Annotated in this window: 15 protein-coding genes and 1 tRNA gene; 12 read left to right on the top strand and 4 right to left on the bottom strand. The window is 51.9% G+C overall.

What is annotated here, in order from left to right; genetic code table 11:
• Positions 1-106: 106 nt before the first annotated feature.
• From ihfB to ACGHAD_RS09835, 7 genes are all read left to right on the top strand, one after another.
• Positions 107-397: an integration host factor subunit beta gene (ihfB, locus tag ACGHAD_RS09865; RefSeq protein WP_339615028.1), complete on the top strand. Its 291-nt coding sequence runs from the start codon at positions 107-109 to the stop codon at positions 395-397.
• A gap of 45 nt (positions 398-442) precedes the next feature.
• Positions 443-742, top strand: a complete 300-nt coding sequence (locus ACGHAD_RS09860) for a lipopolysaccharide assembly protein LapA domain-containing protein (RefSeq protein WP_382415326.1) — start codon at positions 443-445, stop codon at positions 740-742.
• Positions 743-746: 4 nt separating this feature from the next.
• Positions 747-1,934, top strand: a complete 1,188-nt coding sequence (gene lapB / locus ACGHAD_RS09855; protein ID WP_382415328.1) for a lipopolysaccharide assembly protein LapB — start codon at positions 747-749, stop codon at positions 1,932-1,934.
• A gap of 144 nt (positions 1,935-2,078) precedes the next feature.
• Entirely contained in the window at positions 2,079-3,464 is a 1,386-nt protein-coding gene (locus ACGHAD_RS09850) for a UDP-glucose dehydrogenase family protein (RefSeq protein ID WP_382415330.1), read from the top strand.
• A 92-nt stretch (positions 3,465-3,556) separates the two neighbouring features.
• The gene (locus ACGHAD_RS09845; protein ID WP_382415332.1) at positions 3,557-4,981 is read left to right on the top strand and encodes a mannose-1-phosphate guanylyltransferase/mannose-6-phosphate isomerase; all 1,425 of its coding nucleotides are present in this window, start codon (positions 3,557-3,559) and stop codon (positions 4,979-4,981) included.
• Positions 4,971-5,948, top strand: a complete 978-nt coding sequence (locus ACGHAD_RS09840; protein ID WP_382415334.1) for an NAD-dependent epimerase/dehydratase family protein — start codon at positions 4,971-4,973, stop codon at positions 5,946-5,948. The genes ACGHAD_RS09845 and ACGHAD_RS09840 overlap by 11 nt, the downstream gene beginning before the upstream one ends.
• Positions 5,945-6,982, top strand: coding sequence for a glycosyltransferase family 4 protein (locus ACGHAD_RS09835; RefSeq protein WP_382415336.1), 1,038 nt, complete (start codon positions 5,945-5,947; stop codon positions 6,980-6,982). The genes ACGHAD_RS09840 and ACGHAD_RS09835 overlap by 4 nt, the downstream gene beginning before the upstream one ends.
• Positions 6,983-7,066: 84 nt before the next feature.
• Here the strand turns inward: ACGHAD_RS09835 and ACGHAD_RS09830 are convergent, their stop codons facing one another.
• Positions 7,067-8,986, bottom strand: coding sequence for a nucleoside-diphosphate sugar epimerase/dehydratase (locus tag ACGHAD_RS09830; RefSeq protein ID WP_339615035.1), 1,920 nt, complete (start codon positions 8,984-8,986; stop codon positions 7,067-7,069).
• A gap of 243 nt (positions 8,987-9,229) precedes the next feature.
• On the opposite strand from ACGHAD_RS09830, the gene ACGHAD_RS09825 reads away from it, so the two are divergent.
• Together ACGHAD_RS09825 and htpG are read left to right on the top strand one after the other, a co-directional pair.
• Positions 9,230-9,306: transfer RNA gene (locus ACGHAD_RS09825), tRNA-Val, on the top strand.
• 181 nt (positions 9,307-9,487) lie between these two features.
• Complete coding sequence (htpG, locus tag ACGHAD_RS09820; protein ID WP_339615036.1) at positions 9,488-11,392, top strand: molecular chaperone HtpG; 1,905 nt, start codon at positions 9,488-9,490, stop codon at positions 11,390-11,392.
• Between the two features lie 73 nt (positions 11,393-11,465).
• Here the strand turns inward: htpG and ACGHAD_RS09815 are convergent, their stop codons facing one another.
• The 3 genes from ACGHAD_RS09815 to acnB all read right to left on the bottom strand — a co-directional run bounded on the left by ACGHAD_RS09815 (position 11,466) and on the right by acnB (position 15,473).
• On the bottom strand, positions 11,466-11,930 hold the full coding sequence (locus tag ACGHAD_RS09815) for a methylglyoxal synthase (protein WP_339615037.1): 465 nt from the start codon (positions 11,928-11,930) through the stop codon (positions 11,466-11,468).
• Positions 11,931-11,941: 11 nt separating this feature from the next.
• The gene (locus ACGHAD_RS09810; RefSeq protein ID WP_382415338.1) at positions 11,942-12,778 is read right to left on the bottom strand and encodes an SDR family oxidoreductase; all 837 of its coding nucleotides are present in this window, start codon (positions 12,776-12,778) and stop codon (positions 11,942-11,944) included.
• A gap of 76 nt (positions 12,779-12,854) precedes the next feature.
• Positions 12,855-15,473, bottom strand: coding sequence for a bifunctional aconitate hydratase 2/2-methylisocitrate dehydratase (gene acnB / locus ACGHAD_RS09805; RefSeq protein WP_382415340.1), 2,619 nt, complete (start codon positions 15,471-15,473; stop codon positions 12,855-12,857).
• 282 nt (positions 15,474-15,755) lie between these two features.
• Here acnB and ACGHAD_RS09800 point away from each other — a divergent pair, with 282 nt between their 5' ends.
• From ACGHAD_RS09800 to ACGHAD_RS09790, 3 genes are all read left to right on the top strand, one after another.
• Positions 15,756-16,727 (top strand): SMP-30/gluconolactonase/LRE family protein, encoded by a 972-nt coding sequence (locus ACGHAD_RS09800; RefSeq protein ID WP_382415342.1) that lies wholly within the window; start codon positions 15,756-15,758, stop codon positions 16,725-16,727.
• 97 nt (positions 16,728-16,824) lie between these two features.
• On the top strand, positions 16,825-17,283 hold the full coding sequence (locus tag ACGHAD_RS09795) for a DUF1289 domain-containing protein (protein ID WP_339615041.1): 459 nt from the start codon (positions 16,825-16,827) through the stop codon (positions 17,281-17,283).
• Between the two features lie 13 nt (positions 17,284-17,296).
• Positions 17,297-17,902 carry a tRNA-(ms[2]io[6]A)-hydroxylase gene (locus ACGHAD_RS09790; protein ID WP_382415344.1) on the top strand — a complete coding sequence of 202 codons (606 nt, stop codon included), beginning with the start codon at positions 17,297-17,299 and terminating at the stop codon, positions 17,900-17,902.
• Positions 17,903-17,928: the final 26 nt, after the last annotated feature.

Genomic DNA, 17,928 nt, shown 5'->3' with positions numbered 1-17,928 from the left:
CATAATCCGTCCATCAAGTATTGCGTCCGCTCTGATGTCGTTATAAGCTAAGTTCTGGTCGCGCCGAGCGATCACGCCTGAACAACAACGTACACGAGAGCAGGCTATGACTAAATCTGAATTGATTGAATATATCGCTGAAAAGCAAGATCATTTACCGGTTCGGGATGTCGAACTCGCGGTAAAGTTGCTTTTGGACTATATGTCGGAAATGCTGGCGGACGGCGAGCGGATAGAGATTCGTGGCTTTGGCAGCTTTTCACTGCATTATCGCGCACCGCGTATGGGGCGAAACCCTAAAACCGGCGATGCGGTAGAGCTTGAAGGAAAGTTTGTACCACACTTTAAACCGGGTAAAGAGATGCGCGATCGCGTTAATGAAAGTATTCAACCCTAATTTACGTACCCCTTTTTGTAACTTCACACGCCCAGAGAGGTTTTTATGAGGCGCATTGGCAGATGGATCTACGTGCTGGTTTTGTTGGCTGCGCTTATATTGGGGTTTGTCTTTAACTCTGAGAATGCCTCTGAAGTGACAGTAACGCTGCTGGGAAATGTTTTACCAGCCCTCAGGTTAGGTATTTGGCTGTTGATATTCACCTTGGTTGGCCTGCTAATAGGCTTTGCTCTGAATCTAATCCCATCAATGGCTACCCGACGCTCACTTGCTGCTGCGCGCAGGCGCAACGAAAAGCTTGAGCAGGAAATTCATGCGTTGAGAAGTCAAAGTCTGCGGAATTAAATAAATGGCCGACTTATTGATGTATGGCCTATTGCTATTGGCTGTTGCCATTGGTTTTGCGGCTGGTCGTTGGCGTACCCGTGGAAAGTCATCCGACTACCCTAAGGATTATGCGCTCAATTACTACAAAGGGTTAAGTTATCTTTTTAATGAGCAACCCGACGGTGCTATCGATGCCTTTATTGGCTCGTTAGCGGTCAATAGCGATACGCTTGAAACCCACCTGGCGCTAGGTAATATGTTGCGCCGCCGGGGTGAAGTGACTAAAGCTATAAAAATCCACCAAAATCTCTTAGCTCGTCCCGGGCTGAATGTGCGTCAGCAGCATGAATCTCAACTAGAGCTGGCGCGGGATTATATAAAATCAGGTCTGTTGGATCGCGCTGAGGCGCTGCTGTTAGAGCTGGTTAAATTATCCTCAGCCTATAAAATGCAGGCGCTTGAGCACCTGATAGAGATATATCAGGACGAAAACGAGTGGGACAACGCAATTGCTATGGCGAGCCAGCTCGACCGCCGCTACAAAGGCTTGGATGCCGGTCAGAATCTAGCGCAAATGCAGGCTCACTTTGCCTGCGAGCAAGCCTTGCAAGATATGGAGGTGCGCAACACGTCAAAAGCGCGAGTCCACTTGCAGGAAGCGCTAAAATTTGATTCCGGCTCGGCTCGTGCGAGTATTTTGTTTGCTCGGTTAGAGTTTTCTCTTGGTCGATACCGTGAAGCCCTTAAGCATTTGCATAGGATTCCGAGCCAAGATGCGGAATATTTGGTTGAGGTGTTGGGTATTTTGACTGAGAGTTACGAACGGTTGGGCGAAACCCAAGCCCTTGATCGTTATTTACAGCAGTTGCTTGAAGAGCACCCCAGTAACTCACTGATTATTACCATCGCTGACCGACTGCGCTGGAGTCAGAACGATTATGTTGCGGCGGATTTTATTGCGGAGCAGCTAAAACGCACACCAAGTATTCGCACCCTCAATCGTCTGGTCGAGCTGCATTTGCCTCATTCGGATGGCAAAGCAAAAGAAAACCTAGAGCTTTTAAAACAACTTGTCGACCAGGTTATTGCTGAAAAGCCCAGTTACTGTTGTAACAAATGCGGCTTTACGGGCAATAGTTTGCACTGGTTGTGCCCGGGCTGTAAGTCTTGGGGCAGCGTGCGACCTATTCGGGGCGTTGCCGGCGAGTAAACTGATACACACCTCTATTGTTTGAAATTCACACAACTGTAAAAAACCACTGATTTACTGTGCCTAGCGCGCGCGGTAGGGCTTCACTATTGGGAGTCGCTACTGGGCGGTGGTCTAGTCTTGTAAATGACAGTGGAGTTGGCGATGAAAGTAACGGTCTTTGGGGTAGGGTATGTCGGGCTGGTACAGGCTGCAGCACTTGCTGAGGTGGGGCATCACGTGGTCTGTGTCGATATCGATAAAACGAAAGTGACACGCCTGAATGATGGTTATATCCCCATCTACGAACCGGGGCTAGAAAATGTCGTACGTGATAATCATCGTAGTGGTCGCTTGGTTTTTAGTGATGAGCCTTCTGTAGGTGTGGCTCACGGGGAGGTTCAGTTTATTGCGGTGGGTACACCCCCTGACGAATCTGGTGCCGCCGATACTCGTCATGTATTAAGCGTTGCCAGTACCATTGGGGCACTGCTGGACAGGCCGGCACTGGTGGTTAATAAATCCACGGTTCCCGTGGGTACGGCCGATAGGGTCGCCCAGTGTATTGATGCGGAACTCAAATCTCGCGGCGAGCGCTTTGCGGCAACCGTTATTTCCAATCCCGAGTTTTTAAAAGAAGGTTCTGCGCTGACCGATTGCATGAAGCCTGACCGGATCATCATTGGTACCGATGATGCCGCTGCGGAAGCAACAATGCGCGAGCTATACGCCCCATTTAATCGTAATCACGAAAAAATTATTGTCATGGATGTACGTAGCGCCGAGCTGACCAAATATGCAGCCAACTGCATGTTGGCGACAAAAATCAGTTTTATGAACGAGATTGCCAACCTGGCAGAAAAACTCGGGGCCGACGTCGAGGCGGTGCGCTTAGGAATTGGTAGCGACCCGCGTATTGGCTATCATTTTATTTACCCGGGTGTTGGCTATGGAGGCTCTTGTTTTCCAAAAGATGTACGGGCGTTAATCAGTACGGCCAAATCGGTGGGTTTTGATGCGGACGTATTAAAAGCTGTTGAGCATCGCAATAATTGCCAAAAAAATACGCTTTTCAGCAAAATTTCTAATCACTTTAACGGGGATTTAAAAGGTAAAACTTTTGCGTTATGGGGATTGGCATTTAAACCTAATACGGATGATATGCGAGAGGCGCCCGCCAAAGTATTAATGGAGGCGTTGTGGCAAGCTGGCGCCCGCGTGCAAGCTTACGACCCTGAAGCGATGAACGAGGCGCAGCGTATTTACGGCGCGCGCGATGATTTACAGTTATGTGGCACAAAAGAGTCGGCTTTAAACGGTGCAGACGCTCTGGTAATAGCCACCGAGTGGCAGGCATTTCGCGCTCCCGATTTTGACGTCTTACAGGAGGCGCTTACAGAACCTGTAATTATTGATGGTCGCAACCTGTACGATCCTGTGAAATTGGCCGGATTGGGGTTTGATTACTATAGTGTTGGGCGAGCACATGCCAGTCCGGTACGCCAGCCGGTACTAGGTCTCGTATCCAGAGGGCAAATGGCCGCAATCTAGCGGGGCGCGTTTTCTAATAGCCGCCTATATGCCAAAATAGGCGCCGGCGGCCCAAAATGGGTCATTGCCATTTATGCTATTAGAGATACGTTATGATCATACCGGTTTTGCTTGCGGGTGGCTCGGGTAATCGCCTGTGGCCACTGTCGCGCGAGCTATACCCCAAACAGTGCATTAATTTAACTGATCCCAATCAGACGCTGATTCAGCAAACCCTGGAGCGTGTTAGGCTATGCGGTATTGATGCCTCACCCGTTGTGGTCTGTAACAACGATCATCGCTTTCTTATTGCTCAGCAAATGCTTGAGCTCGGCATTTGCGGCACTATCATGCTGGAGCCTGCCGCCCGCAATACGGCCGCAGCGATTGCCTTGGCGGCCTTTGAGGTTCGCCGGGAGAATCCCGATGCGAGTTTGTTGGTACTGCCTGCCGATCACTTAATTGCCCAAGCTGAGCGATTTTCCGAGGTGGTCGCCACGGCCCATGCGCGGGCCGCAGCCAATGAGTTGGTCACTTTTGGCATTGCGCCTAGTTATCCCGAGACTGGGTATGGCTACATTGAGGCGCACCACTTTGGCCAAGTTTCTCCGATTAAAGCCTTCCATGAAAAACCTGCACTCGAAACGGCAACCGGCTACGTGAAGGCGGGTAACTGCTACTGGAATAGCGGCATGTTTATGTTTACGCCAGAAGCTTATCTATCCGAGTTGCAGCGTTTTCAGCCGGCTGTTTACCAGGCGGTGGAGCAAGCTATGGCCGAGCGTTACACCGACTTGGATTTTGTGCGAGTCGGTGAAGACGCATTCTCCCAATCACCGGCCATATCCATTGACAATGGAATTATGGAGCTTACCCATCGAGGCACGGTAGTGCCTTACCATGGGGATTGGAGTGATATTGGCAGCTGGCAATCTGTTTACGACCATCTCGATAAAGATGCCGATGGCAATGTTGTTGTTGGCGATGTGTTGGTTGAGGATGTGCAAGATTCCTTAATAAGGTCTAACTCGCGATTGGTGACGGCGGTTGGGGTTAGCAATCTTGCTATTATCGATACCCATGACGCTCTACTGGTTATGTCTCGAGAAAACTCCCAAGCGGTAAAAACGATCGTCGCACGCTTAAAAGAGCGCGGGAGAGCTGAAACTCGTCATCATCAAAAGGTGTATCGCCCCTGGGGTAGCTACGAAACCGTGACTCTAGGAGAGCACTACCAAGTAAAGCACGTCAAGGTGAACCCGGGCGCCAAGTTTGCCTTACAGGTGCATCGGCACCGCGCCGAACATTGGGTGATTTTGCACGGTATTGCAGAGGTTCGTATTGGCGAGCGTGAGCAGCTCCTACACGCCAACGAATCTATCCACATTAATGTGGGTGATGTGCATACGCTGCACAATCCGGGTAATAGCACACTGGATTTAATCGAGGTGCAAACGGGGGATCGTATCGATGAAAATGATGTGGTGCGCTTTACCGATTATTATCAAGAAGCGGTTGGTGGCTTAGATGAGCCTTGAGCGCAAGGTGCTAATTACCGGTGCTAATGGATTTATTGGCGGGCACCTACGCGCCGGGCTGCTGCGCGAGGGCGGTTACCAGGTTGTTGCCGGCGTGCGCCAGCCTGTTAATGACGATGAAATTCTTGTGTCAGAAGACTTAAGTGTGGAGCAGTGGGGCGAACGCCTACACGCAGTGGATACTGTTGTTCACGCTGCGGCCCGCGCACATGTGTTGCAAGAGAGAGAGACCGACCCTAAGCACTTATACAACCAGATCAATATCGAGATGACCCGAGCCTTTGCCCTTGCCGCCTCACTGGCTGGGGTGCGGCGGTTTATTTTTATCAGCTCTATCGGCGTTAATGGTGTTACCAATACCGCTCCTTTTAAGGAAACCGATCGTCCTGCACCGAGTGGTGCTTATGCCTGCTCTAAATACCACGCCGAGCAGGCACTATGGGAAATTGCTGCCAGCTCGGCGATGGAGATTGTCATCCTTCGGCTTCCATTGGTGTACGGCCCTGGAGTCAAAGCCAACTTTCACGCTATGTTGCGGTGGATTGATTCGCATATTCCGTTGCCATTAGGTTCTGTACGCAATAAGAGGTCGTTACTTGGCGTTGATAATCTTGTGAGTTTTATTGAGCTTGCGGTTCGCCATCCAGCAGCAGCCAATCAATTGTTCCTGTTGGCTGACGGGGAGGATCTTAGTACACCCGAGCTGCTGAATACTCTTGCCGATGGGCTTGGCAGCCGCTCGTTATTATTCCCTTGCCCTCAGCGCTTGCTGGTGTTGGCGGCACAAATGGTGGGGAAGGGCGCATTGGCGACAAAACTGTGTGGATCATTACAGATCGACATAAGCAAGGCGCGCAATCTGTTGGGGTGGCTGCCAATCAAGCCTCTTAAAGAAGGCCTCTCCAATACCGCCCAAGCTTACCGTTGGGCTAATGATGGGGACAAAAAACCGAGGCGCCAAGCGTGAGTCTAACAGAGGTGGTTGCTGGTTTACTGGCGAGCTTTATTTTAACGGCGCTACTAACGGGCCTTATTCGTTTCTATGCGCTTCGGCGTGGCCTGTTGGACGCGCCGGGCGCTCGCTCATCCCATAGTGTGCCAACGCCTCGGGGCGGCGGCTTAGCCGTTGCGATTGTTGCGTTGGGTTGGATCTTGTTGCATTGGCTGTCTGATGTTGGTGTGAGTGATTTGTCTGGCGCCAGTAATCTTGTTGTTGTCTATGTGGTGGCCGCCCTGGTTGCTGCTGTGGGCTTTTGGGACGATCACGGCCATGTTCTCTCCGGGGTGCGGCTGTTTGTGCATTTGTTGGCTGGAGTTATTTTGGTCGCGCTTCTGCCTCGTTTCCAAATTACATTCTTGAATCTGGATATAGGCTCTGGCACGTTTGGTTTTATTGTGCTGACGCTTGTTGTCGCTTGGTATATTAATCTCTTTAATTTTATGGATGGCATTGATGGTATCGCGGCATTCGAAGCAATGTTTGTGTTTGGCGGCTACGCTTGGCTAGCTTATTGGTTTGGGGCGCCGCAACTGGTTAGCTCGGCGCTGTGTGTGTTGGCAAGTGTGGCGGGTTTTGCATTGTGGAATTTTCCCCGCGCGCGGATCTTTATGGGGGATGTCGGAAGCGGGTTTCTCGGCACGCTGATCATGGGTTTTTTATTTGTGTTGAGCGGGATCGAGAAAAACCTTTTTTGGGCCGGGTTGTTGTTGTCGGGTGTGTTTATTGTCGACGCCACTTTAACCTTGCTCCATCGTCTTTGTCGTGGGGAGGCGTTGTACAAAGCTCATCGCACTCACGCTTATCAGTACGCCGCCCGTCGCTATCATTCGCACGCTTTAGTGACGCTCGCGTTAATGGCGATAAATCTATTGTGGTTGCTGCCAATGGCCTGGGTGGCGGCGACGGGGCTGCTGTCTGGCTGGGTCGTTTTGTTGATTGGCTACGCCCCGTTAGTGCTGTTGGCCGCTGTCTTTCATGCGGGGCGCGCCGAGCGGGCGTAGTCTTTATGGTGTGATTCGTTTAGCGCTGGCGAGTGGTGTGGGTGTGGCGCAAAGTAGGTTCAATAAGTAGGCCCAAGCAAGTCGCTATTTAATAACCCGCAATTGGGCGGTATTGGTTTTGTGCAACCACACGGCATCACCCAGTGCCTCTTCGGTCGCATAACCCGTGGGTGCGCGCATCAGCAATTCGCGCACTCGGTCACAGGCGTAGTCGTGACAAGCACGGTCTAGCTCCCACAGTAAAACTTCTGTGTCGACCCAGCTTAAACAAAACTCTTCAGCGCGCATAATTCGGTCGTGCGCGGTGCCGGTGACATTGTCGCCCACTAGCAGCTCTTCGTAGAGTTTTTCGCCAGGGCGCAACCCTGTATAAGTGATCTCTATGTCGCCATCGGGCAGCCCTGTGGTTTTTATGGTCAGGCCTGACAGGTGGATCATGCGTCTTGCGAGATCGACAATTCTTACCGGCTCGCCCATATCGAGTACTAAGACATCTCCGCCAGTTCCCATTGCCCCGGCCTGAATCACGAGTTCAGCGGCTTCTGGTATGGTCATAAAGTAGCGAATAATCTCGGGGTGGGTAACGGTGACTGGACCGCCCATTTTGATTTGTTGGCGGAACAGGGGCACCACCGACCCTGATGAGCCCAGCACATTGCCAAACCGAACCATACTAAAGCGGGTGTTGCTTTGGCGTTGAGATAAGCCCTGTAGGACAAGCTCTGCCATGCGTTTAGAGGCGCCCATGACGTTGGTGGGGCGAACGGCTTTGTCGGTAGAGATTAAAACAAACGATTCGACGCCAGCGCGTATCGCCGCCTCGGCAGTGTACCAAGTGCCATAAACGTTATTGCGAACGCCTTCGACGATATTGTGCTCGACCAGTGGCACGTGTTTGTACGCGGCTGCGTGATATACCGTCTGCACACCAAATGTGCGCATAACGGTTTCAACCCGGTGCTCGCGCTGGACGGAGCCGAGTAGAGGAATGATCTCGACGTCTAGCTTTTTGGCCTGCAGTATTTGACCAAGCTCTGACTCGAGTTGATAGAGACTGAATTCGTTTAGCTCGAACAGCACGATACGTTTGGGTGACTGCAAGATGATTTGGCGGCAAAGTTCCCCGCCGATGGAGCCGCCGGCGCCAGTCACCATCACCACTTTATCGGTTATACAGGCGCTCAGTAAGTCGTTGTTGGCTTTGACGGGGTCCCGGCCAAGGAGGTCTTCAATGTCGACATCGCGTATATGTTCAATGCGGGCGCGACCACTGATTAAGTCCGGGATGGCGGGTGCTGTTTGCACTGACACGCCTAGGGGTTCTAAGCCTTTGATGATCTGGGCGCGGCGCGAATGGGGTGTATTGCCTAGCGCCAGAAGGACTCTGGTAGCGCTATGTTTGCGAATAATGTGGGGTAACTGCACGGGGCTTTGTACTTTAAGGTTGGCAAATACTGAACCCTGCCTTGCGAGGTCGTCATCGACAAAGGCCACCACTTTGTAGTTGGTAGCTTTTAGCGCTAGGCGCAGCTGGTGACCCGTGTAGCCAGCACCGTAGACAATCACCGGCTCGCGCTTGCCTTGATGAGAGCCATTTAGGATCATAACCAAGTGGTGAACCAGAAGGCGGGGTCCGCCGAGCAGTAACAGAGCGATCGTGAGGTAAATAAAGGGAACGGAGCGGGGGATAAAAGAGTGAGTAAAAAAACTGCCTACCGCTAGAATCAGTGCCGAGAAACAGCTGCCTAAAAACACCGTATTAAGAGCTTGAGGCGTCATGTAGCGCAGTATTGCGCGGTACATTCCCATGCGTATAAACGCCCCAAGCGTGAAAACGATGGTGATTGCCAGGGTGGCGAGTTCTCGTTCAGTGACGGGGATCTCAAGGCTGCCGAGCCGCAGGCAAATGGCAATGTAAAGTGAGCAGCTGATCGCCAAGGTGTCGTAAGCGAGCGATATAAGCCGCTTAGTGGTTCTGGACGAGTCGAATAGCGCTTTAAGCATGGTTGCAGGCCTTAGAGTGAGCGTCACGCTGGGCTGATTCCTTAACTGAGTAGTATACGTGCTTTTGCGGATAAAAGTGAGAGCTGCTATGTAATATTGCGTATTATTCAATAGCTTAGCGCTGAATGCTGTATAAAATTGTTACTCCTTAGGGGCAAAAAATACTTGCGTGCCGTCATTCGGGCTGATAAAGTTCGCGCCCAGTTGTCGAGTGCTATCGGGCTCGCAACCCTGTCTTTATGTACGACCGTAGCTCAGTTGGTTAGAGCACTACCTTGACATGGTAGGGGTCGGTGGTTCGAGTCCACTCGGTCGTACCAGTTTATCCTTGCCAATCAGGCACATAGAAATCCCTCTGGCGCCTGCTTGCCCGCTACCTAAGCGCTGCAATTTTTTGCGCTCCGCTTGAAAAGCACAAAATAGCCCCCAGTTACTGAACCTGAACTGAACAGTGCCGCTCACTTGTGCGGCTGGTTATTTTGTATACAGGAGTCGTACCCCATGACCGTAGAAGCGCAAAAAGAAACTCGAGGCTTTCAGACCGAAGCCAAGCAGCTTTTGCATCTGATGATTCACTCGCTTTACTCAAACCGTGAGATTTTTCTCCGTGAACTGGTTTCCAATGCCTCAGATGCCGCTGATAAGCTGCGTTTTGCCGCGGTAAAAGACGATAGTCTGTACGAAGGCGATAGCGACCTCCAGGTTCGAATTAGTGTTGATAGTGACGCCAAAATCATCACCATTAGCGATAATGGTATAGGTATGGGGCGCGAGGATGTGATCGAAAACTTAGGTACGATCGCGAAATCGGGCACTGCCGCCTTTATGCAGAACCTAACGGGTGATGAGAAAAAAGATGCCCAGTTAATTGGCCAGTTTGGTGTGGGCTTTTATTCATCTTTTATTGTTGCTGATAAAGTGGTCGTGACCACCCGTAAAGCGGGCACACCCACCGATCAAGGTGTTCGCTGGGAGTGTGACGGTGAGGCCGAGTTTGATATTGAAACCATCGAGCGGGCCGAGCGTGGCACAAGCATTGAGTTACATTTAAAAGACGATGCGGCAGAGTTTGCCGATGACTGGCGCTTGCGCTCCATCATCAAAAAGTACTCGGACCATATTGCCATTCCCGTGGTGATGCAAAAGCAGGCCCCGGCAGAGGAGGGCGAGGAGCCACCAGAGCCCGAAGACGAGGTGGTGAACACGGCTAAAGCACTTTGGACACGTTCGCGCTCGGATGTCAGCGAAGAAGAGTACAAAGAGTTTTATAAGCATGTGAGTCACGACTTTGCCGATCCGTTAACCTGGAGCCACAACCGCGTCGAAGGTAACCTCGACTACACCAGCTTGCTCTATGTGCCGGCGAAAGCCCCGTTTGATTTATACAATCGCGAGGGTGCCCGAGGCTTAAAACTTTACGTGCAGCGCACCTTTATTATGGATGACGCCGAGCAGTTTTTGCCGCTATACCTGCGCTTTGTGAAGGGTGTCGTTGATTCGAACGATCTGTCGTTGAACGTTTCTCGCGAAATTCTGCAAAAAGACCCTAACATCGATAGTATGCGCACGGCGTTAACCAAGCGTGTTTTGGATATGCTGAGTAAGCTTGCCAAAAATAAACCAGAAGAATACGCCAGCTTCTGGAATGAATTTGGTGAGGTTCTCAAAGAGGGGCCAGCAGAAGATTTTGCGAATCGCGAAAAAATTGCCAAACTACTGCGCTTTGCCACGACTTTGAATAACACCTCGACCCAAGATCAGTCACTGGATGACTACATCGGCCGCATGCAGGCTGGGCAAGACAAGATTTACTATATTGCCGCGGAAAACCACAACACGGCTAAAAACAGCCCGCACCTTGAAGTGTTCCGTAAAAAAGGCATCGAAGTATTGTTGCTTTCGGATCGGGTCGATGAGTGGTTGATGAGCCATTTGGCCGAGTTTGATGGCAAAACCTTACAGGATGTGGGTAAAGGTGAGCTAGATTTAGGCGAGCTGGATACCGCTGAAGACAAAGAGGCTCAAGAAAAAGTTGCAGAAGCTCTTAAGCCTTTGCTGGAGCGTGTTAAAACAGCGCTTGGCGATGAGGTGGCGGAGGTTCGTTTGACGCACCGCCTAACTGATTCGCCCGCCTGTGTGGTGGTTCCCGAGCATGAGATGGGTGCCCAAATGCGTCGCTTGCTTGAGTCTGCCGGTCAAGCGGTACCCGAGTCTAAGCCAATCTTTGAGGTGAACCCCGACCACCCGTTGGTACAAAAGCTGGATCAAGAGCAGGATGAAGACCGCTTTGCCGATTTGAGTAAAGTGTTGTTTGACCAGGCAAACTTGGCTGAAGGTAGTCACCTAAGCGACCCTGCCGCGTATGTTCAGCGGTTGAATAAACTGTTGCTGGAGCTTAGCCATTAATCGAGCAATGGCTTGATGACTCAAAAGGCCCGCATCGTCCGATGCGGGCCTTTTTTGTGGTGTAAACGAGGGGTTATTTTATCGTGGCGCGAGCTTTCATGTAGCCTTCGTAGTCGGGCACGTTGCGTTCAAACTCGCTGTTAAACAAAGGGGATGCCACCATAAAGTCGGCGCTGATGGGGTTGCAGGCCACGGGGATATTCCACACCGCCGCGATGCGCAGCAACGCTTTAACATCCGGGTCGTGAGGCATGGGCTCAAACGGGTCCCAGAAGAAAATCAAAAAGTCGACTTTTCCCTCGGTAATCAACGAGCCTACCTGTTGGTCGCCCCCCAGCGGGCCACTAATTAAGCGTTCAATCTCAAGCCCGGTTGCGGCATTAATCACTGTGCCAGTGGTTCCGGTGGCATATAGCTTGTGGTGGGCGAGGTCCGACTGATGTTTTTCACACCAGCGAATAATATCGGGTTTTTTATTGTCGTGCGCGACCAGAGCAATCGATTTGTTGGCCGGTAGAGTAATCTTTTTGTATTGCATAAATGCGGTTCCTAACTTTTAATTCGCCCCAATATTCTGTCCATCGCTCGCGTACTTAAAAAGCGCTTAAGCGTGCCCATTAAATGAGTGGGAAAGGTGACATAATAGCGTGCTTTTGGTGTTTTGGCGGTTAAGGCATGCTGTAGTTTTTTATAGACGGCGTCAGGGCCCAGTGTGAAACGTGATGCGGGGCCAGGCTTACTGAGACGTGCAATGGCCGAAGCGTACTGAAACCCAAAGCGACTGCTGTTGATGTCGACATTGGCATCCAGTGCGCGCAGTGCATTAGCGCGAAACTCACTGCTAATGGGGCCGGGCTCGATCAAGCATATGTTGATGTTGGTATCGGCCAATTCTAGGCGTAAGGTATCGGTGATGCCTTCTAGTGCAAACTTGCTGGCGTTGTAAGCACCCCGAAAGGGCATCGCGGCAAACCCCAAGACTGAACTATTGTGAATAATGCGACCGGATTGTTGTTTGTGCATTATTTTTAGCACAGCATTGGTTAGCTCGCACCAGCCAAAAAAATTAGTTTCAAACTGTTGGCGCAGGGTGTCTCGCGTTAAGTCCTCCACGGCGCCTGGTTGGCCGTAAGCCCCATTGTTAAACAGCGCATCTAAGGTGCCGCCGGTAAGCTCCAGTGTCTTGCTGAGCCCGGCGGTTATGCTCTCGGTACTGGATACATCCAGTTGGACGCATGTTAAGCCTTCGGCTTGCAACTTTAATACGTCGGCCTGTTTGCGACAGCTGGCAATAACGTACCAGCCGTCTTGCTGCAGTGCTTTGGCGCAATAGTAACCGATGCCACTCGAGCACCCGGTAATAAGAATGCTGGGTTCTTTACGCATTGCTGGCTTCCTTATTTATCTGCATACACAAAAAAGCCCACCTTTTGGTGGGCTTTTTGCTCAAAAAGTCGCGGGATTAAACCGCAACGTTTTGAATTTCTACTGCGGCGATACGCTTGCCTTCGTCCGCGGCTTTTTGGTATTGCTCGATCTCGTTAAAGTTGAGGTAACGGTAAATATCCGCGCTCATGCTATTAAGATCGCTGGTGTAGCTTAGGTACTCTTCTTTATTGGGGATCTTGCCAATAATGGCCGCTACCGCTGCCAGCTCGGCCGATGCCAAGTAAACGTTGGCGCCCTGGCCTAAGCGGTTAGGGAAGTTGCGGGTCGAAGTAGAAACCACCGTTGAGCCGGGCGCTACCCGTGCTTGGTTCCCCATGCACAATGAACAGCCAGGCATTTCTGTGCGCGCCCCTTTGCGGCCAAAGATGTTGAAGTAACCTTCTTCCATCAGTTGGTGCTCGTCCATTTTGGTTGGTGGCGCGATCCACAAGCGGGTTGCCAGCTCGTCTTTAGAGGCGTCTAACAATTTACCGGCGGCGCGGAAGTGACCGATGTTAGTCATGCAAGAGCCGATAAACACTTCATCGATCTTGGTGTCTTGTACTTCGGCCAAGGTTTTCACATCGTCCGGATCGTTCGGGCAGGCCAAAATAGGCTCTTTGATGTCGGCCAGATCAATCTCGATTACCGCTGCGTACTCGGCATCGGGGTCGGCTTCCATTAGTTCAGGGTTGGCCAGCCAGTCTTCCATCTTTTGGGCTCGACGCTCCAGTGTGCGAACATCGCCATAGCCTTGTTCGATCATCCAGCGCAGCATCACAACGTTGGATTTTAGGTATTCGATGATGGGTTCTTCGCCAAGCTTGATGGTACAGCCTGCCGCCGAGCGCTCGGCGGAGGCGTCGGAGATCTCAAAGGCTTGCTCGACTTTTAAATTTGGCAGGCCTTCAACTTCTAGGACGCGGCCCGAGAAGATATTCTTTTTGCCTTTTTTGTCGACGGTGAGTAGGCCGTCTTTGATGGCGTACAGCGGAATCGCATTAACCAGGTCACGCAGGGTGATGCCCGGCTGCATTTCGCCTTTAAAGCGCACCAGTACCGACTCTGGCATATCCAGCGGCATGACCCCGGTAGCGGCGGCAAACGCCACCAAGCCAGAACCTGCCGGGAACGAAATGCCCAGCGGGAAGCGGGTGTGTGAATCGCCGCCGGTACCCACGGTGTCGGGCAACAGCATACGGTTTAGCCAGCTGTGGATGATGCCGTCAGCTGGACGCAAAGACACGCCACCACGATTCATAATAAAGTCGGGTAGGGTGTGCTGGGTTTCAATGTCGACGGGCTTGGGGTAAGCGGCGGTGTGACAAAAAGACTGCATGGTTAAGTCGGCCGAGAAACCAAGGCAGGCCAAGTCTTTTAACTCGTCGCGAGTCATTGGGCCGGTGGTGTCTTGCGAGCCAACAGTGGTCATTTGTGGTTCGCAGTAAGTGCCAGGGCGTACACCGGCGGTGCCGCACGCTTTGCCTACCATTTTTTGCGCAAGTGTATAGCCTTTGCCAGAGTCGGCAGGTTGCTCGGGCAGACGGAACATATCGCCAGCGTCGAGGCCTAGTGAGGTGCGTGCCTTACTGGTTAAACCGCGTCCCACGATCAGCGGAATCCGGCCGCCGGCTTGCACTTCGTCCAATAGCACTTCTGACTTAAGGTTAAACTCGCAAATCACCTCGCCGGTTTCGGCGTTGAGGATCTTGCCCTCGTAGGGGCGAACGTCAATGACATCGCCGGTGTTTAAATCGTCTACCGGCGCCTCAAATACCAGAGCACCCGCATCTTCCATCGTGTTGTAAAAAATAGGCGCTACTTTGCCGCCAATACAAACACCGCCGGTGCGCTTATTGGGTACGCCGGGAATGTCTTCACCGATATACCACAGCACTGAGTTGGTGGCTGATTTGCGCGAAGAGCCGGTGCCGACGACGTCGCCGACAAACGCCAGCGGGTTGCCCTTGGCCAACAGTTCATCAATTTGCTTGATTGGGCCGACATTGCCTTCGTCTTCGGGGGTGATACCGTCGCGACTCATTTTGTACATGGCGCGTGCATGCAGTGGGATGTCAGGGCGTGACCACGCATCTTGCGCAGGAGATAAGTCGTCGGTGTTGGTTTCGCCCGTGACTTTAAAAACGGTGAGCTTGGTGCTCTCGGGGACTTTTTTACGACCGGTAAACCACTCAGCATCGGCCCAAGATTGGATCACGTCTTTGGCAATGTCGTTGCCTGCTTTGGCTTTTTCTTCCACGTCGTGGAAGGCGTCAAACATTAATAGGGTGTGCTTCAACTCAACGGCCGCCAGTGGCGCTAGTTCGTTGTCGTCTAACAGTTTAACCAAGGTTTCGATGTTGTAACCACCGTGCATCATGCCCAGCAATTTAACGGCGTGAGCGCGATCAATCAGCGGCGATTGTGCTTCGCCGTCAACCAAGGCGCTGAGAAATGCCGCTTTCACATAGGCTGCTTCATCGACACCGGGGGGAACACGATCAGTGATCAGCTCTAGCAGAAAATCCTCTTCACCCGCGGGTGGGTTCTTTAATAGCTCGACCAGGCCTGCAACCTGTTCAGCGTTTAATGGTTTAGGTGGAACTCCTTCTGCTGCGCGTTCTGCAACATGTTTGCGGTAGGCTTCAAGCACGATTGTGATCCTCTGGTTTTAATTTGATGTACTCCGCTAGCAGGATCGCTGCTTTGGAGGCTATCCATGACCCACATGGATGAGGTGCCCTCAACAGGGCGAATCGGGCGCGAATTATACAGCATGACGCCCAGACTGTTAACTGCTGCGAGTAAATGAGCTGCCGGCAAATGCGCTATGGTAACGCAATCATTTCTGCTAAGATGCCGAAAAACATGAATACGCTTATAAGTTAATCAGCCAAGCGATTAAACCTCTCCCGTACCGAGCCACGAGATGCCCATGCAAAAGTCATTAGTTAGTCTAGGTTTTGCCTTGTCAGTCACTGCCTGTGCGCAGTCGACCACACACGATGTTAGCGATGTTCAGCCGGTGAGGTCGGACACTTACTGCGCCGCTGGGGAATACCAGGCGCCCAAAGGTACGCTTGAGGCCACCCGGATAGAGGCGGCGAATTTTAGTGCGCCTGGCTTATACGAAGGGCCAGTATGGGTGGGCGATAAGCTGTTGTTTTCGCGCTTTGGCTTTGGTGCTGGTTTTCCATCCAACGTATTAAGCTACGATGGCCAAGAAGTTGCGGTGGTGCTGGCCGATGCTGGTACCAATGGGTTGGCAATCGATAATGCCAACCAGCTTATTGCCGGCACCCACAAGTACAAAGCGGTCGCGAGGTTTAACCTGAAGGATGGTCAGCGCCAGGAGTTGGCGAGCCAGTATCAAGGCCAGGCTTTTAACTCCCCGAACGATCTAACGATGAGTGCCCGGGGGGATATTTATTTTACCGACCCTGATTTTCAGCGCGCAGCAGCGCCCGGTGGCCAAGACTCGACGCGGGTTTATCGCGTAGATGCACAGGGGCAAGTCAGTGTTGTTGATGACACTATTGCTAACCCTAACGGCATCTCGCTGTCGCCCGACGAGCAAACGCTGTATGTCGCCGGTGGAGGCGAAAATGGCTTTGTGCGGGCTTATCCGCTCGACAATGGCGAGGCGGGTTCTGGGCAGACTTTACTGGCTGACGTTACGGTGCCCGACGGTATGGCAATCGACTGTTTGGGAAACATCTACATCACCGAGCATACCAAGCAACGGGTGCGGGTTGTTACCCCCGAGGGCGATGAGATCGCCGTCATCCATGTTGACGCCAACATCACCAATGGTGCCTTTGGTGGCGAAAATGGCAAAACCCTGTATCTGACCGGTGCCGGTGCGCTCTGGTCTATTGAGCTGGATGTTGCCGGCTTGCCGTACTAACTGACAACGCGCGCCGTGGTAGTATCTTTGCCGCGGTGCGCGCACCAGCCTCTTTAACCGTGTAAAATACTGGCCCGATTCATCGTACCGGACTGACATGGCTGTATTTAAACCCGTTAAAACACCTTGTGTCGGCATTTGCTCAACCGGCATTGGTGACGCTGTTTGCCGTGGGTGCAAACGCTTTTCTCATGAGGTTATTCACTGGAATGCCTATGGCGAAGAGCAGCGTCGTATTATCGCCCAGCGACTAGAGAGCTATCTGACGCAAGTGGTCGACAACCGGATTGAGGTGATTGATCAGGCGCTTCTGTTGACCCAAATTCAACACCAGCAAATCCAGTTTAAGCCCGAGCAAACGCCGCAATGCTGGGTGTTTGATTTGCTGCGCGCCGGCGCCAGCCAGATTTCATCGCTACCGGATTATGGTCTTGCATTGCGTCGAGAGTGGCGCGACTGCCCGCTGACGGTTATTCGCGACGATATCGATAAAGATTTTTACGCACTGTCTTGCGCTTATTACGAGCGTTACATTGCACCGGGTTTGCCCGGGTAAGCAAGGTTGTTTTATGAATGATTTACAGGCGATTAACGATTTTTTGTTGTGTGAAACACCGGATAGCTGGATAGCGGGGGCGCTTGCCAATCCAGATTTGTTGCTGCTCGATCATGCAAACTGCGAAAAAAAGGCCGCATCTACCGCGCTGAACTTAATGTATCGTTATGTGGATGATTTTGAGTTACTGAATAAGATGTCGCGCCTAGCTCGCGAAGAGTTGCGCCACTTTGAGCAAGTCATTGCGATTATGCAGAGCCGCGGTATTGCCTATGAGCAGATCTCGGCTGCTCGGTACGCCGCCGAGTTGCGCAAACCGGTTCGCACCCACGAGCCGGCTCGTTTAGTGGATACTCTTATCGTAGGGGCGATTATCGAGGCGCGCTCTTGCGAGCGTTTTGCCAAGCTGGCGCCGCACTTAGATGAGGAGCTGCAAAAGTTTTATTTGTCACTGCTTAAGTCAGAGACGCGTCACTTTAAAGACTATTTAAAGCTCGCTCAAAAAGCCGCAGAAGGCGACTCAATAAATGACAGGGTCGAGTTGTTTTTGACGCGAGAAAAGCGTTTGGTGCAAGAAGTGGATGCCGAATTCCGCTTTCATAGTGGGCCGGCTAACTAGTAAACAAGCAGTCGTTACTCTCAATG

Source organism: Gilvimarinus japonicus (genome assembly GCF_042847215.1).
Taxonomy (GTDB): Bacteria; Pseudomonadota; Gammaproteobacteria; order Pseudomonadales; family Cellvibrionaceae; genus Gilvimarinus; species Gilvimarinus japonicus.
This window is presented reverse-complemented; position numbering and strand designations above follow the sequence as displayed.